Genomic DNA, 21634 nt, shown 5'->3' with positions numbered 1-21634 from the left:
TGCCCCGGCGTGGCTCGCGTCCGGCGGCGCGAGCGAAGGGCGCGTGGCAGCGCCGCCGACCGCGATCTAAACCTCCGTCTGCCGGACGGGACGCGAACGTGGCCTACGCGGTGAAGGAGATTTACTACACGCTCCAGGGCGAGGGAGCGCGCACCGGCCGGGCGGCCGTCTTCTGTCGCTTCGCGGGCTGCAACCTGTGGTCGGGGCGCGAGGCGGATCGCTCCGAGGCGGCATGCTGGTTCTGCGACACCGACTTCGTGGGCATCGACGGACCCGGCGGCGGGCGCTTCGCGACCGCGGACGAGCTCGCGGCGGCGATCGCCGAGTGCTGGCGCCAAGGCGCGGGCGACGCCGACGCCGGCGGCGGCCGCGCGGCGCGGCCGTACGTGGTCTTCACGGGTGGGGAGCCGCTCCTCCAGCTCGACGAGAGCGTCGTCGCGGCGTGTCATCGGGCGGGCTTCGAGGTCGCGGTCGAGACCAACGGCACGATCGAGCCGCCGCCCGGGATCGACTGGCTCACGGTGAGCCCGAAGCCCGGCTCCACGCTCGTCGTGACGCGGGGCAGCGAGCTCAAGCTGGTCTACCCGCACGAGGTCACGCCGGAGAGCGTCGCCGACCTCGACTTCGAGGTCTTCTACCTGCAGCCCCTCGACGGCCCCGACGTCCGCGAGAACACGGCGCGGGCGCTCGAGTACTGCCGACGGCACCCGCGCTGGCGGCTCAGCCTGCAGACGCACAAGCTGCTCGGCATCCCGTAGCCCGCACGGCCGCCGGGCGCTCCCGCGGGACCGGGCGACCCCGCGGGAGACGTCGCGGCGCCCGAAACCTCGACATCCCGCAAAGCGGCCTTACCTTCGGACGCATGGAAAAGATGCGCCTGATCGCCCTCGAGGACACCGTCGTCTTCCCAGGGATGACGGTGACCCTGCCGATCGACGTCGGCGACGCGACTCGGGTCCTCCTGGTCCCGAAGCACGACAATCAGCACGCCAAGGTAGGCACCGTGGCGGAGATTGCCGACCGGCTGCGCCTGCCGGGCGGCGGCACCGCCGTCGTGCTGTCGGGTCTCCACCGCGGCATCCCGGGGCGCGCCACGACGACCGCCCAGGGCTACCTCGAGGTCGAGGTGACGCCGCACCCGGACGAGGTTCCGCCGCCGGCGAAGACCCAGGCGCTCGAGCGCGAGTACCGGGCCGTCGTCGAGGAGATCCTCGACCTGCGCGGCGCGGACGACCGCATCCGTGCGTTCCTGCGCGCCATCACGCAGCCCGGTCCGCTCGCGGACACCTCGGGCTACTCGCCCGACCTGACCTTCGCGCAGAAGGTCGAGCTGCTCGAGACGCTCGACGTCGTCCAGCGGCTCGAGCTCGCCCTGCGTCTGCAGCGTGAGCGTCTCGCCGACCTGCAGCTGCGCAAGCGCATCCGCGAGGACGTCGAGTCCGGCGCGCAGAAGCAGCAGCGCGAGTACCTGCTGCGCAAGCAGATGGAGGCGATCCGCAAGGAGCTCGGCGAGGACACCGGCTCGGTGGTCGACGAGTACCGCAAGAAGATCGACGAGGCCGGGATGCCGGAGGCCGTGCGCGAGCAGGCCCTGCGCGAGCTCGGTCGCCTCGAGCGCATGGGCGAGACCAGCCCCGAGAGCTCGATGATCCGCACCTACCTCGACTGGCTCGTCGCGGTGCCGTGGTCGAAGCGCTCCGAGGAGCGGCTCGATCCGGTCTACGCGCGCAAGGTGCTCGACGAGGACCACGCGGGTCTCGACGACGTCAAGAAGCGCATCACCGAGTACCTCGCGGTGCGCAAGCTCCGCGCGGAGCGTGGTGTGCCCGACGACAAGCGCTCGGGCGTCATCCTGACGCTGATCGGCCCTCCGGGCACCGGCAAGACGTCGATCGGCGAGTCGATCGCGCGGGCGACGGGTCGCAAGTTCGTCCGCATGTCGCTCGGCGGCGTGCGCGACGAGGCGGAGATCCGCGGCCACCGGCGCACCTACATCGGTGCGATGCCGGGCCGGCTCGTGCGCGCGCTGCGTGACGCGGGGACGATGAACCCCGTGATCATGCTCGACGAGGTCGACAAGATCGGCGCGGATTGGCGCGGTGATCCGTCGGCGGCGCTGCTCGAGGTGCTCGACCCGGCGCAGAACCACGCGTTCCGCGATCACTACCTCGACGTCGAGCTCGACCTGTCGCACGTGCTGTTCATCGCGACGGCCAACGTCGCGGACACCATCCCCGGTCCGCTGCTCGACCGCATGGAGGTGATCCGCTTCGACGGCTACACGGTCGCCGAGAAGGTTGCGATCGCGCGCGGCTACCTGTGGCCGCGGCAGATCGAGCGCAACGGTCTGCGGCCGGAAGAGGTCTCGATCGACGACGACACGCTGCGTCTGGTCGTGAACGAGTACACGCGCGAGGCCGGTGTGCGTCAGCTCGAGCGCGAGCTCGGCACGCTGCTGCGCAAGGCGGCGACGCGCATCGCGTCGGGCGAGGCGACGCCGCCGATCGTGATCGACGAGGCCGCGGTGCGCGAGGCGCTCGGCCGGCAGAAGTTCTTCCAGGAGTCGGCGAGCCGTACCGCCGTTCCGGGCGTGGCGACGGGTCTCGCGGTGACGGGCACGGGCGGCGACGTCCTGTTCGTCGAGGCCGCGGCCATGCCGGGCAACGAGGGCCTGGTGCTCACGGGTCAGCTCGGCGACGTCATGAAGGAGTCGGCGCAGATCGCGCTCAGCTACGTGCGCAGCCACGCGGGTGAGCTCGGTATCGACCGGCAGGCCTTCCACAAGAAGGAGTTCCACATCCACGTGCCGGCCGGTGCGACACCGAAGGACGGCCCGAGCGCGGGCGTGACGATCGTCACGGCGGTCGTCTCGCTGCTCACCGGGCGTCCGGTCAAGCACACGGTCGGGATGACCGGCGAGGTGACGCTGCAGGGGCGCGTCCTGCCGATCGGCGGCGTGAAGCAGAAGGTGCTCGCGGCGCACGCGGCGGGGCTCACCGACGTCATCCTGCCGGCGCGCAACGAGGCGGACCTCGAGGAGGTGCCGCGGGAGGTGCGCGACGTGATGCGGTTCCACCCGGTGAACTCGGTCGAGGAGGTGCTGGCGATCGCGCTCGAGCCGCACGGCCACGCGCTCGCGGCCTGAGCCGACAGCAGCCGGCGATGTCCGCGGTCGATGTCGTGGAACGAGCCCACGGGCTCGTTCCACGACACGCGCGACGGAGCACCGGCGTCGTCGACGCAGCGGATGCCGAGCCTCTGCGTCGCTCGCGGGCGGCGAGGGTTTTGCAATCGCGCCGCCCGTGGCCGAGTTCTCCGTGCGTACCGCCGGCTTGGTGAGCGCCCCGGCGGATGTGGTGTGGCACCAGCTCGTCGACCGCGACTCGGTGTCGGGCTGGCTCGAAGGGATCGATCGGCTGACCGGCAGCGGGCGTCGCTTCGCGACGCGTCGCGCCAACTCTCCCGGCAGCGCGCCGATCGAGGGGCGCGTTCTCGAGCTCGAGCCGGGGGCGCGCGTGCGGCTCGTGCTGTCGGCGCCGTGGCGGCTCCTGCGCGAGATCGAGCTCGAGATCCGGCTCGCGCCCGAGGGGCCGGCGACGCGGGTCGACGTCCACGCGGTGCACCGCCTGCGCCGCGGGGCGTGGCTGCTGCTGCCGTTCCTGCGGCTGCGCGCCGAGGTCGCGCTGCTGCGCGCGATCCGCGGCTTTCGCGCCGCGGTCGAGGACGAGGTCGCGCGGCTACGTCGGCTGCGGCGCGACCAGGTCGAGGAGCCCGTCGCGCGACCCGCGCAGCATCTTTTTTTGACCCTGCTCGACTGATCGCCTCCGCGCGTCGCGCGTGCCGCCTGAGCGCGTGCATCCCCCAGCGGACGCGATATAGTTGCGCTCGCCGCTGCGTCGCGGGGCGAGCACCTCGGTGGCGATTGCCCCGGCTCTGAAGAAAGCGCCAGATCCGGTCGTCATTACCGGCGTGTCGCGCTGACGCGGCACGTCGAACGAGGAGAACAATGGTCAAGCGAATCTTCCTGTTCCTCGCGGTCAACTTCCTGGTCGTCCTGACGATCTCGATCATCCTGAACGTCCTCGGGATCCGGCCGTACCTCGATGCGAACGGGATCGACTACGGGGCGTTGCTCGCCTTCTGCTTCGTCTGGGGCATGGGCGGTGCGCTCATCTCGCTCGCCCTGTCGAAGACGATGGCGAAGTGGATGATGGGCGTTCAGGTCATCGACCCGAACACCAACGATCCGACGCTGCGCCGTCTGGTGAACATGGTCGAGAACCTGGCGCGGGCCGCCGGCATCCCGACCCCCGAGGTCGGCATCTACCGCTCGCCGGAGGTCAACGCGTTCGCGACCGGGCCGACCAAGCGCAACTCGATCGTCGCGGTTTCGACCGGTCTCCTCGAGCGCATGGACTCGAACCAGGTCGAGGGCGTGCTGAGCCACGAGGTGTCGCACATCGCGAACGGCGACATGGTGACGATGACGCTGCTCACCGGCGTCGTGAACGCCTTCGTGATGTTCCTCGCGCGCGTCATCGCGTTCGCCGCCGCCCAGGCGGTGCGCGGCCGCGACGAGAACGAGGGCATGTCCTACGGGATCTACTTCCTGGTCCAGATCGTCTTCGAGATCATCTTCATGATCCTCGGCTCGATGGTGATCGCCTGGTTCTCGCGCTACCGCGAGTTCCGCGCCGACGCGGGTGGCGCCCGCCTGGCGGGTCGCGAGCGGATGATCAGCGCGCTCGAGGCCCTGCGGCGCACGGTCGAGATCCAGGATCCGCGCACGCAGAACTCGATGGCGATGCTCAAGATCTCGAACCCGGCCGGCATCGCGCGTCTGTTCGCGTCGCACCCGCCGCTCGAGGAGCGCATCGCGCGCCTGCGCTCGATGACGGCCTGATCTTCGAGCCGTCCGGAAGTCGAACGAGTCGCTGGAACGGGTCGTCAGCGGAACGCGCTGACGACCCGTTCTGCAAAGAGCTCCAGCGTTTCGATTCGCGGGTTGCGCCCGAAGCTCAGCAGCAGCGTCGTGGCGCCCATCGCGATCGTCTTCTTCACGCGCTCGACGCACTCGTCGGGCGTCCCCGCGATGATGAGGTCGCGTCCGCCGGCGAGGAACGGCACCTCCGCCATCACCGCTTCGGTCGCGCGCCGCGCCTCGTCCTCGGTCTCGCCGATCGCCGCCACCGTCTGCTGCGAGATCTCGATCTCGGCGGGATCGCGCTTCAGGGCGTCACAGTGAGAGCGTAACACCTCGACCTTGTGCTGCAGGTCGCGGTGCGCCCAGCCGAGGTTGTTCCAGATCGTCGCGTGCTCGGCGACGATGCGCAGCAGCACGCGCTCGCCCGTGCCGCCGACGAGGATCGGCGGGTGCGGCGTCTGCAGCGGGCGCGGCTTGCAGTGCGCGTCCTCGACGTGGAAGTGCTCGCCGAAGAACGTCGCCGGCTCGTCGGTCCACATCTTGCGGACGATGGTGAGCGCCTCGTCGAGCTCCTTGAGCCGCGTGCCGATCGGCGGGAACGACAGCCCGTAGGCCTGGTACTCCTGCTGGTGCCAGCCCGCGCCCATGCCGAGGATGAAGCGGCCGCGCGAGACGTGATCGAGCGTCGCCGCCATCTTCGCGAGCACGGCGGGATGGCGGTAGCTTACGCACAGCACGAGGTGTCCGAGGCGCACGCGCTCGGTCAGCGGCGCGAGCGCGGTGAGCTCGGTCCAGCCCTCGAAGATCGGCTGCGTCGCGTCCGGGATGCCGAAGAAGTGATCGACGGCCCAGACGGAGTCGTAGCCCAGCCGGTCGCAGGCTTGCGCCACCGCGACGACGTCGTCCCAGGTGCTTCCGTGCTGCGGCAGGCAGACGCCGAAGCGGATCGGATGGCCGGCCATCGCTCCTTTCCCTCTTACCAGCACGCGCGCCGGGTGCGCCATAGCCGGGCTGTTGACGCGAGCAGCGGCGAGGGGAATGGAGAGAGCGATGAACGAGCAGCCCATGGACGACGCCGCGCTTGCCGCCGTTTCCTTCGCGCCGCTGACGCCGCTCTCCTTTCTCTTCCGGAGTCGCGCGGTCTTTCCCGACAAGATCGCGGTCGTCGATGACGACCATTCGCTCACGTGGTCGCAGTTCGCGGACCACGTCGCGGCCGCGGCGGGCGCGCTCGCGGCAGCGGGGATCGAGCGCGGCGACCGCGTCGCGGTGCTGGCGCCGAACACGCTCGCGTGTCTCGCCGCGCACTTCGCGGTCCCGCTGCGTCACGCCGTGCTGGTGACGATCAACATCCGGCTCGCGCCCGCGGAGATCCAGTACATCCTGCAGCACAGCGGCGCGAAGCTGCTGATCGTCGACGCGGAGCTCGCGCCGAACGTGGCGGACGTGCTCGACGAGGTGCCGGCGCTGCGCACGGTCGTGATCGACCAGCCGAGCGCGGCGCCCGAGGTGCCGGCGAAGTCGCTGGAGGCGCTGTCCGGCTCGGGGCGGCGTGTCGTGCGCTACGCCGAGTTCCTGCGCGAGGGAAGCCCGCAGCCGATCACGACCGACGTGCCCGACGAGCGCATGCCGCTCGCGATCAACTACACGAGCGGCACGACCGGACGTCCGAAGGGCGTCGTCTACACGCACCGCGGCGCGTACCTGAACGCGCTCGGGCAGGTGATCACCTTCAAGCTCGACGCGCGCAGCGTCTACCTGTGGACGCTGCCGCTGTTCCACTGCAACGGCTGGACGTTCCCGTGGGCGGTCGCGGCGGTCGGCGGACAGCACGTGCTGCTGCGCAAGGTCGACCCCGAGCGCGTGTTCGAGCTCATCCAGCGTCACGGCGTCACCAACATGTGCGCGGCGCCGACCGTGCTCATCATGCTCGCGAACCATCCGGGCTTCGCGAGCCTGAAGCTCGAGAAGAAGCTCACCATCGCGACCGGCGGTGCGCCGCCGGCGCCGGCGGTGATCGCGACGGTCGAGTCGATCGGCGCCGAGATCGCGCACATTTATGGTTTGACGGAGACCTACGGCCCGCACACGATCTGCGAGTGGCAGCCGGCGTTGGACGGCGCCGACGCCGCACAGCGCGCGCAGTACAAGTCGCGCCAGGGCGTCCCGAGCGTCACCGCCGTCAAGATGCGCGTGGTCGACGAGAACATGGACGACGTCCCTGCGGACGGCGTCACGCAGGGCGAGGTCATCATGCAGGGCAACAACGTGATGGCCGGCTACTTCGAGGACCGCGACGCGACCGCGCAGGCGTTCCGCGGCGGCTGGTTCCACTCGGGCGACGCCGCGGTGATGCACCCCGACGGCTACATCGAGATCCGCGACCGCAAGAAGGACATCATCATCTCGGGCGGCGAGAACATCTCGACGGTCGAGGTCGAGCGGACGATCTACGGCCACCCGGCGGTCATGGAGGTCGCGGTGGTCGGCGTCCCGGACGACAAGTGGGGCGAGGTGCCGAAGGCCTTCGTCACGCTGAAGCCGGGCGCGAAGCTCGACGAGGCGGAGCTGATCGCGTACTGCCGGCAGCACCTCGCCGGCTTCAAGTGCCCGAAGGCCGTCGTGTTCGGCGATCTGCCGAAGACCGCGACCGGCAAGATCCAGAAGTTCGTGCTGCGCGAAGCGGAGTGGAAGGGGCGCGCGAAGCGCGTCAACTGACGTCCGGCTCGGGGTCGGACGCGGGCGGCGAGGAGTCGGAGCCGGGCGAGGAGTCGGCGCCGGTCGTCTCGCCGCGCAGCAGACGCTCGTAGAGCTCCGCGACGCGCTCGATCGTGTCGATCTCCGCGACCGGCTTGTCGGGTCGCAAGCGCAAAATCCGCGGAAAGCGGAGCGCGAAGCCCGACTTGTGCCGCGCCGAGCGCTGGATGCCGTCGAACGCGACCTCGATCACCACCTCGGGCCGCACCGCGCGCACGCGGCCGCCGTAGACGCGCTCGGTCAAGCGGCGGAAGAGCTTCGTGGTCTCGGCGATCTCCTCGTCGGTGAGCCCCGAGTAGGCCTTGCCGACGTTGAGCAGCGTGCCGTCCGGGCCGCGGACCGCGAAGGTGAGGTCCGAGAGCAGCCCGGCGCGACGTCCGTGGCCCGGCTCGACCGCCGTCACCACGACGTCGAGCGTCGCACGCGCCTTCTTGTACTTGAGCCAGGCGCGCCCGCGCTTGCCGGGCGTGTACGGCGCGCTCTCGTCCTTCAGCATCAGGCCTTCGTTGCCGTTCGCGAGCGCGAGGTCGAAGAGCTTCTCGAGCGCCGCTGCGTCGCTCGCGCGATGGGCGGGCGAGAGCAGGATGCCTTCCGGCAGCGCTAGAGGTTCCAGCAGGCGACGCCGCTCGGCGAGCGGCCGGTCGATCACCAGCGTGCCGTCGACGGCGAGCACGTCGTAGAGGACGAAGACGAGCGGCACCTCCTCCGCGAGCGCGGCGTCGACCGCCTTGCGTCCGAGACGCCGCTGCAGCTGGCCGAAGGGCAGGGCGCGGCCGTTCGCGTAGGCGAGGATCTCGCCGTCGAGGATCAGCGGCGTCGGCAGCCGCGCGAGCCGCTCGACGATCTCGGGGAACGCGCGCGTGATGTCGTCGAGGCTGCGCGAGTAGAGCGCGACGCGTGCGGCGCCGCGCTCCGACGCGGGCTCGACGTGCGCCTGCGCCCGGATGCCGTCGAGCTTCTCCTCGACGATCACGCGCTCCCACGGCAGCTCGTCGCCCGCCTCGTAGGTCGCGGCGAGCTGGAAGCCGAGCGGGTGGAAGAGCGCGAGGTGCGCGCTTCCGAGCTCGCGGCGGCGTGCGCGCAGCGCGACCTCGCCGACGTCACCGCACAGCAGGTTCGCGCGCTTGACCTCGTCGAGCGGGACGTCGCTCGCGCGTGCGATCGCCTGCTCGAGCAGCAGCTCGGAGAGCCCGATGCGCTGTCCGCCGACGAGCAGCTTGACGGTCTCCTTGAGCACGAGCGGCTCGAGCGGCGGCAGCAGCTCACGGAGCACGCGCGCCTTCTCGTCGGGCTTGCGCGTCGCGGCGAGCTGCTCGAGGACGCGGTCCACCTCGAGGACCGACGGCGCCAGGTCGCGTCCGCGCCGCATCTGCAGCAGGCCGAAGGTCTCGCCCATGTCGCCGACCGCGCGGAAGCACTCGCGCAGCGTCTCGGGATCGAGGTCGGGGAACATCTCGACCGCGATGCGGAACAGCGTCGCCCAGCCGACCGAGAGCGTGCGCTGGTCGCGCGCCGCGAACGGTCCGCCGGTCAAGAAGCGCGCCGCGACCTGCAGGCTCTCGTCGTCGAGCCGCTGCAGGTAGTCCGCGACCAGCGCGACCTTGCGCGAGGTCTTGCGGGTCGCGCGCAGCTCGCTGCACAGGGTCGCGAAGCCGCGCACCTACTCCTCGTCTCCGTGCAGCAGGTGCAGCGCGCGCGCTTCGAGCCCGCGCTTCTCGAGCGCGTGCGCAAACGGCGCCGCGTGGCCGTGCGTGGTCAGCACCCGGCGCGCGCCGGTTGCGGCGCCGAGCGCCAGCAGCTCGTCCCAATCGGCGTGATCCGACAGCGGGACGAGCGCGTCCGCGCCGAAGCGGTCGTAGCTCGCATCCAGCAACGCCCAGCCGGTCACCGCGGTGACGCGCTTGCGCTTGAGGAGCGCGAGCATCGGATGGTTGCGCGCCGACGGCGGCACGACGAGCGCGCGCCCGTCGACACGCCCGCGCTCGTACGGCACGACGTCGGGATACTCGATCCCGAAGCTGCGGTAGACCTCGATCATGCGGTGCACGGCGCCGTGCGCCGACACCGGAATGCCCGCCTCCTGCAGGATCTTCGCGACCTCCGGACCCTTGCCGAGCGCGTAGCCCAGGAAGACCGGCACCTCACCGTCGTCGAGCGCGCGCCGCGCCTCGGCGACGATCCGCGCGCGCAGCTCGTCGACCGGCGGAAAGCGGAACACCGGCAGAGCGAAGGTCGCTTCCGTGATCAGCACGTCGCACGGCGGCACGACCGCGGTCGGGCAGGTCAGCGACGGGTGGAGCTTGACGTCGCCCGTGTAGAGCAGGCGCTGGCCGGCGGCTTCGATCAGCGTCAGCGCCGAGCCGAGGACGTGCCCGCTCGGGAAGAACGTGACGCGCGCGCGGACGCCGCCCGGGCCGCGGATCTCGAACGGCTCGCCGTAGGCGTGCGCGACGTAGTCGGTGTCGCCGAGGCGAGCGCGCGCAATGGCGATGGTCTCGGGCGTCGCGTGGATGCGACCGGCGAGCGCTCGCGCGTGGTCGGCGTGACCGTGCGACAAGACGGCACAGGCGACCGGAGCTGCGGGATCGAGGAAGAGGTCGAGGTCTTCGAGGAGGAGGCCTTCGGGACGTACCGCGAGGCGCACGTCACGGCGCTACTCCTCTTTGGCAGCGCTCGGCGCGGCCTCCTCGTCGTGCTCGTGGTCGTGATCGTGATCGTGGTGGTGGCCGTGCTCGTGGTGATGGTGCTCGTGGTCGTGCTCGTCGTCCTCGTCGCTCTCGGGCGGATCGAGCGGGACGTCGAGCAGCGGCTTGGCGCGCAGCATCGCCGCGACCACCGGCACCGCCTTCTGCAGCGTGTCGAGCCGCGCCGCCTCACCGCCGACGCGGCGCGCGAGCACCTCCTCGTACTCGTCGACGGCCTTGGCGAGCGCTTCCTCCTCGCCTTCCTTGACCGTGCCGTCGTCGTGCAGGTGCTCGTTGACCTTGTCCGCGAGCTCGTCGAGCTTCTCGCCAACCTTCCGGGTCAGCCTCGTCCCGACGTACTCGTTCCACAGCGCCTGGAAGGCGCGGTTCGCGGGGACGTCGCGGCGCAGGCCCGAGCTCAGCATGTAGACCCGCTCGGCGATCGCGCGCACGGAGTTCATTCCGCGTCGGCTGTGGAACGCGTTCAAGCGTGCGAGGCGGTCGCGCAGGCGCTCGGGCGAGCCGCCCTCGGCGAGGACGTTCAGGCAACGCTCGAATTCGTCGAGGGTCAGGTTGGCCATCCGCACGATGTAGCGTCCGGCCCTGGGCGTCTCAAGACGATGCTCGGGCGGCGAGCGCGCCTTGAGCGCGTCGCCGCGCTGCCTTAGGGAAGAGCGCGATGGGGCTCTTCCTCCTGCGCAGGCTGGTGCAGATGGTGCCCCTGCTGCTCGGGATCACGTTCCTCTCGTTCCTCATCGTCGACCTGGCGCCGGGCGACTTCTTCTCGACGCTGGCGCTCAACCCCGCGATCTCGCCCGAGGCGATCGAGGAGATGAAGCGCAGCTTCGGCTACGGCGAGCCGCTGCTGAAGCGCTACCTCGCCTGGCTCTGGCAGGTGCTGCACGGCGACTTCGGTCTGTCGGTCGCGCACCGCGTGGGCGTGCTGACGCTGATCGGCGAGCGCGTGGGCAACACGCTGATCCTGTCGGTGTCGGCGTTGATCGTCACCTGGGTGGTCGCGATCCCGCTCGGGGTCATCGTCGCGGTGCGACGCGGGCGCTTCTCCGACCGCTTCCTGTCGCTGCTCGCGTTCCTCGGCATGTCGCTGCCGAATTTCTTTCTTGCGTTCCTACTGCTGCGGCTCGCGCTGCTGACGGGGTGGTTCCCGGTCGGCGGCACAGTGTCCTTCGACTACGAGCACCTCGACACCTGGGGGAAGATCGTCGACCGGCTGCACCACCTCATCCTGCCGACGATCGTGCTCGCGACCAGCGGCATGGCGAGCCTGATGCGGCTCATGCGCGGCGCGATCCTCGACCTGCAGCGCGCCGACTTCGTGCGCACCGCGCGCGCCAAGGGCCTCGCCGAGCGGACGGTGCTGTTCAAGCACGTGCTGCGCAACGCGATGAACCCGTTCATCACGCTCGCGGGCTACGAGCTCGGCACGCTGCTCGGCGGCGCCGCGCTCGTCGAGGCCGTGATGAACCTGCAGGGGCTCGGCTCGCTGATGCTCGAGGCCGTGCTCGCGCTCGACCTCTACCTGGTCATGGGATCCGTGCTGATGGGCTCGCTGCTGCTGCTGATCGGCAACCTGCTCGCCGACCTCGCGCTCGCGCTGTCCGACCCGCGCATCGACCTGAGCGGATCGAGGACGGCGGGATGAGCGAGCCGCGCGTCAAGCCGGCCGCGGTGATCGAGCCCGGCGGCGGGCTCGAGGGCGAGCTGCTCGCCGCGACGCCGCGTCCCGCGCGGCGCTCGCGGCTGCGCATCGGCCTCAGCGGCGCGATCCTGCTCTTCCTCTACGCGACCGCGGCGCTCGCGCCGTGGGTCGCGCCCTACGAGCCGGGACGCCAGCACCGTCGCTCACCGAACGCGCCGCCGATGCGGCTCCATTTCTACGCGCCGTCGGAGTGGGGCACGGAGGGGGTCCTGTACTTCCACCCGCAGCGCATGGTCGACAGCCTCCGGCGTCGCTACGAGGTCGACCGCGCGGTGCGTGTGCCGGTGCGCTTCTTCACCGGCGGTCACCTCTTCCAGTCGGCGGATCCGCGCGTGCCGCTCTTCCTGCTCGGCAGCGACGCGCTCGGGCGCGATCTGTTCTCGCGCCTCGTGTGGGGCTCGCGGATCAGCCTCTCGATCGGCGTGATCGGCGTGCTGATCAGCCTCGGCATCGGGACCATCGTCGGCGTGGTCGCGGGCTACGTCGGAGGACAGGTCGACAACCTGCTCATGCGGCTGTGCGAGGTGATGATGTCGCTGCCGGCGTTCTACTTCCTGCTCGCGCTCGCCGCCGTCATCCCACCCGGGCTCTCGTCCGCGCAGACCTTCCTGCTGATCGTCGTGCTGATGAGCTTCATCCGCTGGGCGGGCTTCGCGCGCGTCATCCGCGGCATGGTGACCTCGATCCGCGAGCTCGAGTACGTGCAGGCGGCGCGCGCGCTCGGCGCCGGACGTGTGCGCACGATGCTGCGTCACGTCGTGCCGGCGACGCTCGGCTACACCATCGTCGCGGCGACGCTCGCGATCCCGGGCTTCATCCTCGGCGAGAGCGCGCTGTCGCTGCTCGGGCTCGGCATCCAGGAGCCGAGCACGAGCTGGGGATCGCTGCTGAAGGACGCGAACAACCTCGCGAACCTCGACAAGTACCCGTGGATCCTCGCGCCCGGCGTCTGCATCGCGGTGACCACGATGGCGTTCAACTTCCTCGGCGACCAGCTGCGCGACTGGCTCGACCCGCGCGCGGAGCGCGGCGCATGAGCGCGCCGGCGGCGGCCACGGCAGCGACGGGACCGCTGCTCGAGGTGCGCGACCTCGTCGTCGAGTTCGCTACGCCGCGCGGCACCGTGCGCGCGGTCGACGGCGTCGATCTGTCGATCGAGCGCGGGCGGACGCTCGGGCTGGTCGGCGAGTCCGGCAGCGGCAAGAGCGTCACCTCGCTCGCGATCATGCGCCTGCTCGACGCGAACGCGCGCATCCGCTCGGGCGTCATCCGCTTCGACGGCGTCGATCTGCTCGCGCTCGACGAGAGCGCGATGCGCGAGGTCCGCGGCGGGCGCATCGGCATGATCTTCCAGGAGCCGATGACCTCGCTGAACCCGGTGTTCACCGTCGGCTCGCAGGTGGCGGAGGTGCTGCGGGTGCAGCGGCGGATGTCGCGCAAGGACGCCTGGCGGCGCGCCGTCGAGCTCATGCAGATGGTCGAGATCCCGGACGCCGAGCGGCGCGCGCGCTCCTACCCGCACCAGCTCTCGGGCGGCATGCGCCAGCGGGTGATGATCGCGATGGCGATCGCGTGCGAGCCGGCGCTCCTGATCGCCGACGAGCCGACGACGGCGCTCGACGTCACGATCCAGGCGCAGATTCTCGATCTGCTGCGCGGCTTGAAGGAGCGGCTCGGCATGAGCCTGCTGCTGATCACGCACGACCTCGGCGTGGTCGCCGCCGAGGCCGACGCGGTGGCGATCATGTACGCCGGGCGGATCGTCGAGCGCGCGCCTGTGCGGGAGCTGTTCGCGGCGCCCGCGCATCCGTACACCGGGCTGCTGCTCGCGTCGCTGCCGCGCCTCGAGCACCGCGCCGAGCGCTTGATGGCGATCCCCGGGCGCGTTCCCGAGCTGCTGAACCTGCCGTCGGGCTGCCGCTTCCGCGATCGCTGCCCGCGCGCGAGCGCGCGCTGCGCGGCGGAAGATCCAAGGCTCGAGACGATCGCGCCGGGGCGCAGCGTCGCGTGCTTTCATCCGACCCTGGAGCCCACCGCGGAGGCGCCGGCGTGAGCGAGACCACGAGCGCGCGTCGGCCGCTCGTCGAGGCGCGCAACCTCGTCAAGCACTTCCGCGTCGGCGGCAGCTTCTTCCGCGCCGGCAAGGACGTCGTGCGCGCGGTCGAGGACGTGAGCCTCGAGGTCTACCCGGGCGAGACCCTCGGCGTCGTCGGCGAGTCGGGCTGCGGCAAGTCGACCCTCGGTCGCCTGCTCCTGCGGCTCATCGAGCCGACGTCGGGCGAGGTGATCTTCGACGGCCGCTCGCTCGCCGGGCTTTCCGCGCGCGAGCTCCGCCGCCTGCGCCGCGAGATGCAGATCGTCTTCCAGGATCCGTACGGCTCGCTCGACCCGCGCATGAAGGTCGGCGCGATCATCGCCGAGGGCATCGAGATCCACGGGCTCGCGCGCGGGCGCGCGAAGCGCGAGATGGTCGAGCGTCTGCTCGGCGAGGTCGGGCTACGTCCCGAGCACGCCGAGCGCTACCCGCACGAGTTCAGCGGCGGACAGCGGCAGCGGATCGGCATCGCGCGCGCGCTCGCGGTGGGGCCGCGCTTTCTCGTCTGCGACGAGCCGGTGTCGGCGCTCGACGTCTCGGTGCAGGCGCAGGTGATCAATCTGCTCGCGGATCTGCAGGCGAAGCACGGGCTCGCCTACTTCTTCGTCGCGCACGACCTGCGCGTGGTCGCGCACCTGAGCCATCGCATCGCCGTGATGTACCTCGGGCGGATCGTCGAGATCGGCGCGACCGAGCGGATCCTCGCGGCGCCGCACCATCCGTACACGCGCGCGTTGCTCGCCGCGGTTCCGGAGCCCGATCCCGAGCGGCGCGCGGTGCGCGCCGAGGTGAAGGGCGACGTGCCGAGCCCGATCGCGCCGCCGCCGGGCTGCGCGTTCCACCCGCGCTGCCCGTTCGCCGAGGAGCGCTGCCGGCGCGAGCGCCCGCTGCTGGTCGGGAGCGAGCGGCACGCCGTCGCGTGCCACGTCTTCCCGGTGGACGAGAAGCCGAGCGACGCCGAGAGCTCGCTCGGGCCTAGTGCTTGACGTCGGCCTCGCGCTGCGGCGTCGCCGTCGCGGGCGGGCGCTTGCCGATCGCGCAGTGGCCCTCGAACAGGGCGCCCGCGTGCACCACCACGCGGCGCGCCTCGAGATCGCCGATCAAACGGCAGCCCGGCTTGAGCTCGACGCTCTCGGTCTGCCGCACGTGTCCCTCGATGGTGCCGTAGACGACGAGCTGCTGCGCGCGCACGTTGGCGCGCAGCACCGCGCTCGGTCCGACGACGAGCAGGGCGTCGGCGCGCACCTCGCCCGTCAAGCGTCCATCGATGCGTGCATTGCCCGGAAACGTGATGCGCCCGCTGATCGCGACGTCGGCGGCGATCTCGTGTTTGAAGCGCTCGCCGGGCTGTTCTCCAACCGCGGCCGGCGTCGGTCCGCGGTCAGGGCTCACCGATTGAGCCCTTCCTCCTTGATGCGGGCCGCCTTACCGGCGCGCTCGCGCAGGTAGTAGAGCTTGGCGCGACGCACGCGACCGCGCGTCGTGACCTCGATGCGGTCGATGCGCGGCGAGTGGATCGGGAAGGTGCGCTCGACGCCCACGCTGTACGACACCTTGCGCACGGTGAACGTCTCCCGGTTGCCGCCGTTGCTGCGACGCAGGACGGCGCCCTCGAACACCTGGATGCGCTCCTTCTCGCCCTCGACCACCTTGACGTGGACGCGGACCGTGTCGCCCGGGCGGAAGTCCGGGATGTCGGTCCGGAGCTGCTCGCGTTCGATCGCGTCGATGACGTTCATGTGCCTTTCCTTCCGAACGAAGCTCGAACGGCCCTCAGCGGGTCCGTGTCAATCGGTCCAGGACGATGGCGGCCGCCGAGCGCACCGACAGGTGATTGTACCCGTCGACGCCGCGCACCGGCTCGAGAAGCGCGTCGCAGCGCGCGAAGATCTCGTCGGCCATACCGTAACCCGTTCCAAAAAGCAGTAGCCAGGAGTCTTCGCCCTCGGCGAGACGCCTGGCCATTTCCTCGTAGCTCATCGCCCCGGGGCGCTCGCGAGCCGAGGTGGCGACCAGGCGCGGCATCCGTCCGCCGTCCTGCTCCACCGCGGCCAGCACGTGATCGAGATCGGGCGCGACCTCGACCAGACCGATCGCCTCGTGGCGCGAAGGGTTGTAACGACTTCCGTACCCACTTCGCCAGTGCTCGACGATGCGCTCGGCGAGCGAGCGCAGGCCCGGGATGGGGTGGACGACGTAGAAGCGCCGCACGCCGAAGGTCCGGGCGCTGCGGGCGATGTCGTGGACGTCGATGTTGGTGATCGACGTGGTCACCACCCGACCGTGCTTGTCGACCACGGGGTGGTGCAGGAGGGCGACGTAAAGTCGCGATTTCACTTGGTTTTCTTGTTATGGGCCGACGCTTCCCCGGCCGCCTCGCGGGCCGCCAGCAGGTCCGGCCGGCGCGCCGCGGTGACCGCGAGCGCGGCCTCGCGCCGCCAGCGCTCGATCGCGGCGTGGTTCCCGGACAGCAGGACCTCGGGCACCCGGTCGCCGCGGAAGACCTCGGGCCGCGTGTACTGCGGGTACTCGAGGAGCCCGTTCGAGAACGACTCCTCGTGCAGCGAGCCCTCGTTGCCGATCACCCCGGGGACGAGCCGCGTGACCGCGTCGATCACCACCGCGGCCGCCGCCTCGCCACCCGACAGCACGTAGTCGCCGATGCAGAGCTGCTCGTCGACGTAGCGATCGATCCGCTCGTCGATGCCCTCGTAGCGGCCGCAGACCAGCACCAGCGCCTCCTCGCGCGCGAGCCGGTGGGCGGTCTCCTGGGTGAAGCGCGAGCCGCGGGCGGTGAGCAGGATGCGCCGCGCGCCCGGCGGCGAGATCGCCTCGAGCGCCGCGACCAGCGGCTCGATCTTCATCACCATGCCGTGCCCGCCGCCGTACGGCGTGTCGTCGACGGTGCGGTGCTTGTCCGTCGTCCAGTCGCGCAGCTGGTGCAGGCGGACGTCGAGCGTGCCGCGCGCGATCGCCTTGCCGAGCAGGCTCGTCGCGAGGATGCCGGAGAAGTACTCCGGAAAGATCGTCAGGACGTCGATGCGCACGGGCGACCTGCGGCTCGCGCTACGGCTCGATCAGGCCCGGCGGCGGGTCGACCAGCGCGGTGCGGGTCGTGAGGTCGATCTCGCGGACGACGTTCTCCGCGAGCGGCAGCAGCACCTCGCGCGTGCGGCCGTTCTGGCCCGGCCCGTGGATCACCCAGACGTCCTGCGCAGGGAGCGGCATGACCCGGACCACGCTGCCCAGGACCTCACCCGCGACGGTGCGAACCTCCAGGCCCACGGCCTCGAAGTGGTAGAGCTCGCTCGCCTCGAGCGACGGCAGGCTCTCCGCGTCCGCCTCGACGGTGCTGCCGATCCAGGGCTCGAGCGCGTTCAAGCTGTCGATGCCGTGGAACCCGAGCAGAAAGTGTCCCTTGTGGCGGCGGCTCTCGCGGACCTGGAAGCGCTCGCGACGGCCTGAGGCCTCGTGCACGAGCCACACCGCTTCGCAGCGGGCCAGTGTCGGCGAGGTGGGGTTGAACGGTTTGACCCGTGCCAGGCCGCGCACTCCGTGCCCGGTCACGAGTCGTCCCACGGCAAGCGTGGAGACGGAAGGTTTCTCGGTCGTCGTCGGCTTACTTGTCTTCGATGATCTCGAGGACGACCTTGCGGTTCAGCCGCGAGGCCGCCGCGTTGACCAGCGTGCGGATCGACTTTGCCGTGCGGCCCTGCTTGCCGATGATCCGGCCGAGATCTTCCATGGCGACGCGCAGCTCGATGACCGACGCGGTATCCCCCTGAGTCTCCTTCACCTCGACGGCCTCAGGGTGATTGACGAGGTGTTTCGCCAGCATCTCGACCAGTTCTTTCATGATCAACCCTCGGAGGAGGCTCCCGACGTCCCGGACGCGCCGGTGGCGGGCTGCAGACCTTTCCAGCCGGCTTTCTTCATCAGCCGCGCGACCGTCTCCGTCGGCTGCGCACCGCGACGCAGCCACGTTTCGACCTTGTCGAGCTGCAGGTGGATGACGGCTGGGTTTCGGGTTGGGTCGTAGTGGCCGAGCTGCTCGATGAAGCGGCCGTCACGCGGCGCGCCCGTCGAAGCTGCGACAATGCGATAGAAAGGACGCTTCTTGCTGCCGTGGCGAGTGAGCCGGATCCTGGTTGCCATTATATCTCCTCGAAAAAGACGTTCGTCGCTGCGTCGGATCTTGGGGGTCCGTGGCACGGCTGGCCGACGCTCCGGCTCGATCCACGCCGCGCGCCACGCCGAATCGGACCCAGCCGGACCGTCTAGTGTTAACGCCCGCCCTGCATTTGGGCAAGAATCCCCTTGCCCGCACCCCGACTCAAGGACTTCATCATCTTTTTTGCCTGCGCGTACTGCTTGAGGAACTTGTTGACCTCGGCGACGCTGGTCCCCGAGCCGAGGGCGATGCGCTTGCGCCGACTGCCGTTCAGGATCAGGTGGTCGCGGCGCTCCTGCTTGGTCATCGAGTTGATGATCGCCTCGATGCGCTTGAGCTCGTCGTCGGCCCCCGCGAGCTCCGGCGCCTTCACGAAGCGCTTCATGCCCGGGATCATGCCGATCAGGTCCGCGACCGAGCCCATCTTCTTCACCGCGCGCAGCTGGTCGCGGAAGTCCTCGAGCGTGAAGGTGTCCTTCTTGAGCTTCTCCTGAAGCTTCTCGGCCTGCTTCTGGTCGTAGGCCGCCTGCGCCTTCTCGATGAGCGACAGCATGTCGCCCATGCCGAGGATGCGCGACGCGACGCGATCGGGGTGGAACACCTCGAGCGCGTCGAGCTTCTCGCCGACGCCGACGAACAGCAGCGGCTTCTCCGTGGTGGCGTGGATCGAGAGCGCAGCGCCGCCGCGGGCGTCGCCTTCCATCTTGGAGAGGATGACGCCGTCGATGCCGATGCCGTCACGGAAGCCGCGCGCGACCGAGACCGCGTCCTGACCGGTCATCGCGTCGGCGACGAGGATCGTCTGCCGCGGCTTGACGGCGTCGCGCACGGCGCGCAGCTCCGCCATCAGCGGCTCGTCGATCGCGAGACGACCGGCGGTGTCGAGGATCACGGTCTCGAAGCCGGCGTTGCGCGCCTTGGCGACCGCGTCGCGCGCGATCTGCACGGGATCGCCGCCCTGCTCGGGCGTGTCGTACACTCCGCAGCCGTCGCCGACCTGCGCCGCGAGCGTCTTGAGCTGCTGGATCGCAGCGGGACGCGAGAGGTCGAGCGGTACCAGGTACGGACGGCGCTTGCGCGTCGTCAGCAGGTGGCGCGCGAGCTTCGCGGCCGTGGTCGTCTTGCCCGAACCCTGCAGGCCGACCAGCATCACCACCGCCGGCGGCTCGCCGGCGAGGTCGAGCTTGCCCGCCGCGCCGCCCATGATCGCCACGAGCTCCTCGTGGACGATCTTGATGAGGTGCTGCTCGGGCGTCAGGCTACGCAGCACCTCCTGGCCGAGCGCGCGCTGACGCACGCGCTCGATGAACGACTTCGTGACCTGGAAGTGGACGTCGGCCTCGAGCAGCGCCATGCGCACGTCGCGCATGGCCTCTTCGATGTTGGCCTCGGTGAGCCGTCCCGTGCCGCGGATGCGACGAAAGACGTTCTCGAGCTTGTCGGCAAGCGAATCGAACATGCGTGCTAGAACGACCGGTGCTCGGAGCGGAGGAGGCTGCTGCGGCGTTCGGGGGAGCGGGTGACAAAAACCCTAGTGAGCGTCGGAGTCGAAGTCAATCAGCACTTCCGCCGGCACCGACAAACAAAAGAGGGCGTGGGTTGCCCCACGCCCTCTTCGCGTCCGAAGGACGGGACGGCTCACATCATGCCGCCCATGCCTCCCATCCCGCCGTGCATGCCCGCACCGGCGGCGCCCTTCTCCTCCGGCTTCTCGGCGATCATCGCCTCGGTGGTGAGGAGCAGGCCGGCCACCGACGCCGCGTTCTGCAGCGCCGTGCGCACGACCTTGGTCGGGTCGATGATGCCCGCCTTGTAGAGGTCCTCGTACTCCTCGGTCGCGGCGTTGAAGCCGAACGAGCCCTTGCCGTTGCGGACGCGGTCGATGACGATCGAGGGCTCGTGGCCCGCGTTCGCCGCGATCCAGCGCAGCGGGTCCTCGCAGGCGCGGCGGACGATGTTCACGCCGACGCGCTCCGCGTCGCCCACCTCGACCTTGTCGAGGCTCGCCGAGCTCCGCAGCAGCGCGACGCCGCCGCCCGGCACGATGCCCTCCTCGACGGCCGCACGGGTCGCGTGCAGCGCGTCCTCGACGCGGGCCTTCTTCTCCTTCATCTCGACCTCGGTCGCCGCGCCGACGCGGATGACCGCCACGCCGCCGATCAGCTTGGCGAGGCGCTCCTGCAGCTTCTCGCGGTCGTAGTCCGAGGTGGTCTCCTCGATCTGGTTGCGGATCTGGGTGACGCGGCCCTGGATCTCCTGCTTCTTGCCCGCGCCGTCGATGATCGTGGTGTTGTCCTTGTCGATCACGATCCGCTTGGCCCTGCCGAGATCGTTCAGCGTGACGTTCTCGAGCTTGAGGCCGAGCTCCTCGGCGATCACGCGGCCACCGGTGAGGATCGCGATGTCCTCGAGCATGGCCTTGCGGCGATCACCGAAGCCGGGCGCCTTGACCGCAGCGCAGTGCAGCGTGCCGCGGATCTTGTTGACGACGAGCGTCGCGAGCGCCTCGCCGTCGACGTCCTCGGCGATGAGCACGAACGGCTTGCCGGTCTTGGCGATCTGCTCGAGGATCGGCAGCAGGTCCTTCATGCTGCTGACCTTCTTCTCGTGGATCAGCACGAGGGCGTCCTCGAGCACGCACTCCATGCGGTCGGGATCGGTGACGAAGTAGGGCGACAGGTAACCGCGGTCGAACTGCATACCCTCGACCACCTCGAGGGTCGTCTCGAGGCCCTTGGCCTCCTCGACCGTGATCACGCCGTCCTTGCCGACCTTGTCCATCGCCTCGGCGATGATGCCGCCGATGGTCGGGTCGTTGTTGGCCGAGATCGTGCCGACCTGGGCGATCTCCTTCTGGTCCTTGGTCGGCTTCGAGAGCTGCTTGAGCTCGCTGATCACGTGCTGCACGGCCTTGTCGATGCCGCGCTTGATCGACATGGGATCGTGGCCCGCGGCCACCATCTTCGCGCCTTCGACGAAGATCGATCGGGCGAGGACGGTCGCGGTGGTGGTGCCGTCACCGGCCACGTCCGAGGTCTTCGAGGCGACCTCCTTCACCATCTGGGCGCCCATGTTCTCGAACTTGTCTTCGAGCTCGAGCTCCTTGGCGACCGTGACGCCGTCCTTCGTGATGTTCGGGGCGCCGAACGACTTCTCGAGCACCACGTTGCGGCCCTTCGGGCCGAGGGTGACGGTCACTGCATCGGCGAGGATGTTGACGCCGTGCAGGACCTTCTCCCTGGCGTCGCTGCCAAAGCGGACAATCTTGGCTGCCATTACGGAA

22 protein-coding genes are annotated in these 21634 nt (G+C 70.3%); 9 read left to right on the top strand and 13 right to left on the bottom strand.

The features are described 5' to 3' along the window. The first annotated feature begins 98 nt into the window (after positions 1–98). The 4 genes from queE to htpX all read left to right on the top strand — a co-directional run bounded on the left by queE (position 99) and on the right by htpX (position 4903). Positions 99–758 carry a 7-carboxy-7-deazaguanine synthase gene (gene queE, locus VIS07_13025; GenBank protein ID HEY8516426.1) on the top strand — a complete coding sequence of 220 codons (660 nt, stop codon included), beginning with the start codon at positions 99–101 and terminating at the stop codon, positions 756–758. Between the two features lie 104 nt (positions 759–862). After that, on the top strand, positions 863–3145 hold the full coding sequence (gene lon / locus VIS07_13020) for an endopeptidase La (GenBank protein ID HEY8516425.1): 2283 nt from the start codon (positions 863–865) through the stop codon (positions 3143–3145). Positions 3146–3302: 157 nt separating this feature from the next. Next, positions 3303–3818 (top strand): SRPBCC family protein, encoded by a 516-nt coding sequence (locus tag VIS07_13015; protein ID HEY8516424.1) that lies wholly within the window; start codon positions 3303–3305, stop codon positions 3816–3818. 188 nt (positions 3819–4006) lie between these two features. After that, complete coding sequence (gene htpX / locus VIS07_13010; protein HEY8516423.1) at positions 4007–4903, top strand: protease HtpX; 897 nt, start codon at positions 4007–4009, stop codon at positions 4901–4903. A 44-nt stretch (positions 4904–4947) separates the two neighbouring features. Here the strand turns inward: htpX and VIS07_13005 are convergent, their stop codons facing one another. Beyond that, a complete protein-coding gene (locus VIS07_13005; protein ID HEY8516422.1) occupies positions 4948–5886 on the bottom strand; it encodes a TIGR03560 family F420-dependent LLM class oxidoreductase in 939 nt (312 codons plus the stop codon). A gap of 88 nt (positions 5887–5974) precedes the next feature. Between VIS07_13005 and VIS07_13000 the strand changes: the two genes are divergently transcribed. After that, entirely contained in the window at positions 5975–7642 is a 1668-nt protein-coding gene (locus tag VIS07_13000) for a long-chain-fatty-acid--CoA ligase (protein HEY8516421.1), read from the top strand. On the opposite strand, the gene VIS07_12995 is transcribed toward VIS07_13000, so the two are convergent. The 3 genes from VIS07_12995 to VIS07_12985 are packed head-to-tail and all read right to left on the bottom strand — an operon-like array spanning position 7635 to position 10946. Then, on the bottom strand, positions 7635–9341 hold the full coding sequence (locus VIS07_12995; GenBank protein ID HEY8516420.1) for an ATP-dependent DNA ligase: 1707 nt from the start codon (positions 9339–9341) through the stop codon (positions 7635–7637). The genes VIS07_13000 and VIS07_12995 overlap by 8 nt on opposite strands. Beyond that, the gene (locus VIS07_12990) at positions 9342–10325 is read right to left on the bottom strand and encodes an MBL fold metallo-hydrolase (GenBank protein HEY8516419.1); all 984 of its coding nucleotides are present in this window, start codon (positions 10323–10325) and stop codon (positions 9342–9344) included. Positions 10326–10334: 9 nt separating this feature from the next. Beyond that, entirely contained in the window at positions 10335–10946 is a 612-nt protein-coding gene (locus tag VIS07_12985; GenBank protein HEY8516418.1) for a hypothetical protein, read from the bottom strand. 98 nt (positions 10947–11044) lie between these two features. On the opposite strand from VIS07_12985, the gene VIS07_12980 reads away from it, so the two are divergent. Genes VIS07_12980 through VIS07_12965 form a run of 4 tightly spaced genes read left to right on the top strand, consistent with a single transcriptional unit; the run spans position 11045 to position 15166 of the window. Next, the gene (locus tag VIS07_12980; protein HEY8516417.1) at positions 11045–12028 is read left to right on the top strand and encodes an ABC transporter permease; all 984 of its coding nucleotides are present in this window, start codon (positions 11045–11047) and stop codon (positions 12026–12028) included. Next, positions 12025–13122 (top strand): ABC transporter permease, encoded by a 1098-nt coding sequence (locus VIS07_12975; protein HEY8516416.1) that lies wholly within the window; start codon positions 12025–12027, stop codon positions 13120–13122. Before VIS07_12980 ends, VIS07_12975 begins: the two co-directional genes overlap by 4 nt. Then, positions 13119–14138 (top strand): ABC transporter ATP-binding protein, encoded by a 1020-nt coding sequence (locus tag VIS07_12970; GenBank protein HEY8516415.1) that lies wholly within the window; start codon positions 13119–13121, stop codon positions 14136–14138. The genes VIS07_12975 and VIS07_12970 overlap by 4 nt, the downstream gene beginning before the upstream one ends. Further along, a complete protein-coding gene (locus tag VIS07_12965) occupies positions 14135–15166 on the top strand; it encodes an ABC transporter ATP-binding protein (GenBank protein ID HEY8516414.1) in 1032 nt (343 codons plus the stop codon). The genes VIS07_12970 and VIS07_12965 overlap by 4 nt, the downstream gene beginning before the upstream one ends. On the opposite strand, the gene VIS07_12960 is transcribed toward VIS07_12965, so the two are convergent. The 9 genes from VIS07_12960 to groL all read right to left on the bottom strand — a co-directional run bounded on the left by VIS07_12960 (position 15156) and on the right by groL (position 21627). After that, positions 15156–15572, bottom strand: a complete 417-nt coding sequence (locus VIS07_12960; protein ID HEY8516413.1) for a polymer-forming cytoskeletal protein — start codon at positions 15570–15572, stop codon at positions 15156–15158. The genes VIS07_12965 and VIS07_12960 overlap by 11 nt on opposite strands. Next, positions 15569–15919, bottom strand: a complete 351-nt coding sequence (rplS, locus tag VIS07_12955) for a 50S ribosomal protein L19 (protein ID HEY8516412.1) — start codon at positions 15917–15919, stop codon at positions 15569–15571. The genes VIS07_12960 and rplS overlap by 4 nt, the downstream gene beginning before the upstream one ends. A gap of 34 nt (positions 15920–15953) precedes the next feature. Then, positions 15954–16517 (bottom strand): RNA methyltransferase, encoded by a 564-nt coding sequence (locus tag VIS07_12950; GenBank protein ID HEY8516411.1) that lies wholly within the window; start codon positions 16515–16517, stop codon positions 15954–15956. Beyond that, positions 16514–17227: a tRNA (guanosine(37)-N1)-methyltransferase TrmD gene (gene trmD / locus VIS07_12945; GenBank protein ID HEY8516410.1), complete on the bottom strand. Its 714-nt coding sequence runs from the start codon at positions 17225–17227 to the stop codon at positions 16514–16516. Before trmD ends, VIS07_12950 begins: the two co-directional genes overlap by 4 nt. A 19-nt stretch (positions 17228–17246) precedes the next feature. Next, positions 17247–17759: a ribosome maturation factor RimM gene (gene rimM / locus VIS07_12940; GenBank protein HEY8516409.1), complete on the bottom strand. Its 513-nt coding sequence runs from the start codon at positions 17757–17759 to the stop codon at positions 17247–17249. A 40-nt stretch (positions 17760–17799) separates the two neighbouring features. Next, positions 17800–18036, bottom strand: a complete 237-nt coding sequence (locus tag VIS07_12935) for a KH domain-containing protein (protein HEY8516408.1) — start codon at positions 18034–18036, stop codon at positions 17800–17802. Between the two features lie 2 nt (positions 18037–18038). Continuing rightward, the gene (gene rpsP / locus VIS07_12930; protein HEY8516407.1) at positions 18039–18335 is read right to left on the bottom strand and encodes a 30S ribosomal protein S16; all 297 of its coding nucleotides are present in this window, start codon (positions 18333–18335) and stop codon (positions 18039–18041) included. 128 nt (positions 18336–18463) lie between these two features. After that, positions 18464–19810: a signal recognition particle protein gene (ffh, locus tag VIS07_12925; GenBank protein HEY8516406.1), complete on the bottom strand. Its 1347-nt coding sequence runs from the start codon at positions 19808–19810 to the stop codon at positions 18464–18466. Between the two features lie 179 nt (positions 19811–19989). Further along, on the bottom strand, positions 19990–21627 hold the full coding sequence (gene groL / locus VIS07_12920) for a chaperonin GroEL (protein ID HEY8516405.1): 1638 nt from the start codon (positions 21625–21627) through the stop codon (positions 19990–19992). Positions 21628–21634: the final 7 nt, after the last annotated feature.

The sequence above is a fragment of the Candidatus Binatia bacterium genome (assembly GCA_036563615.1).
Lineage (GTDB): Bacteria > Desulfobacterota > Binatia > UBA12015 > UBA12015 > DATCMB01.
The sequence above is the reverse complement of the archived record's forward strand: the minus strand, read 5'-3'. Positions and strand labels throughout refer to the sequence as shown.

What these genes read in the sequence shown, in the direction of transcription:
- VIS07_13005 (HEY8516422.1), bottom strand. Translation starts at nt 5,886, where the DNA reads ATGGCCGGCCATCCGATCCGCTTCGGCGTCTGCCTGCCGCAGCACGGA.
- VIS07_12935 (HEY8516408.1), bottom strand. Translation starts at nt 18,036, where the DNA reads ATGAAAGAACTGGTCGAGATGCTGGCGAAACACCTCGTCAATCACCCT.
- htpX (HEY8516423.1), top strand. Translation starts at nt 4,007, where the DNA reads ATGGTCAAGCGAATCTTCCTGTTCCTCGCGGTCAACTTCCTGGTCGTC.
- VIS07_12980 (HEY8516417.1), top strand. Translation starts at nt 11,045, where the DNA reads ATGGGGCTCTTCCTCCTGCGCAGGCTGGTGCAGATGGTGCCCCTGCTG.
- VIS07_12970 (HEY8516415.1), top strand. Translation starts at nt 13,119, where the DNA reads ATGAGCGCGCCGGCGGCGGCCACGGCAGCGACGGGACCGCTGCTCGAG.
- lon (HEY8516425.1), top strand. Translation starts at nt 863, where the DNA reads ATGGAAAAGATGCGCCTGATCGCCCTCGAGGACACCGTCGTCTTCCCA.
- ffh (HEY8516406.1), bottom strand. Translation starts at nt 19,810, where the DNA reads ATGTTCGATTCGCTTGCCGACAAGCTCGAGAACGTCTTTCGTCGCATC.
- rpsP (HEY8516407.1), bottom strand. Translation starts at nt 18,335, where the DNA reads ATGGCAACCAGGATCCGGCTCACTCGCCACGGCAGCAAGAAGCGTCCT.
- VIS07_12975 (HEY8516416.1), top strand. Translation starts at nt 12,025, where the DNA reads ATGAGCGAGCCGCGCGTCAAGCCGGCCGCGGTGATCGAGCCCGGCGGC.
- VIS07_13000 (HEY8516421.1), top strand. Translation starts at nt 5,975, where the DNA reads ATGAACGAGCAGCCCATGGACGACGCCGCGCTTGCCGCCGTTTCCTTC.
- rplS (HEY8516412.1), bottom strand. Translation starts at nt 15,919, where the DNA reads ATGAACGTCATCGACGCGATCGAACGCGAGCAGCTCCGGACCGACATC.
- groL (HEY8516405.1), bottom strand. Translation starts at nt 21,627, where the DNA reads ATGGCAGCCAAGATTGTCCGCTTTGGCAGCGACGCCAGGGAGAAGGTC.
- VIS07_12985 (HEY8516418.1), bottom strand. Translation starts at nt 10,946, where the DNA reads ATGGCCAACCTGACCCTCGACGAATTCGAGCGTTGCCTGAACGTCCTC.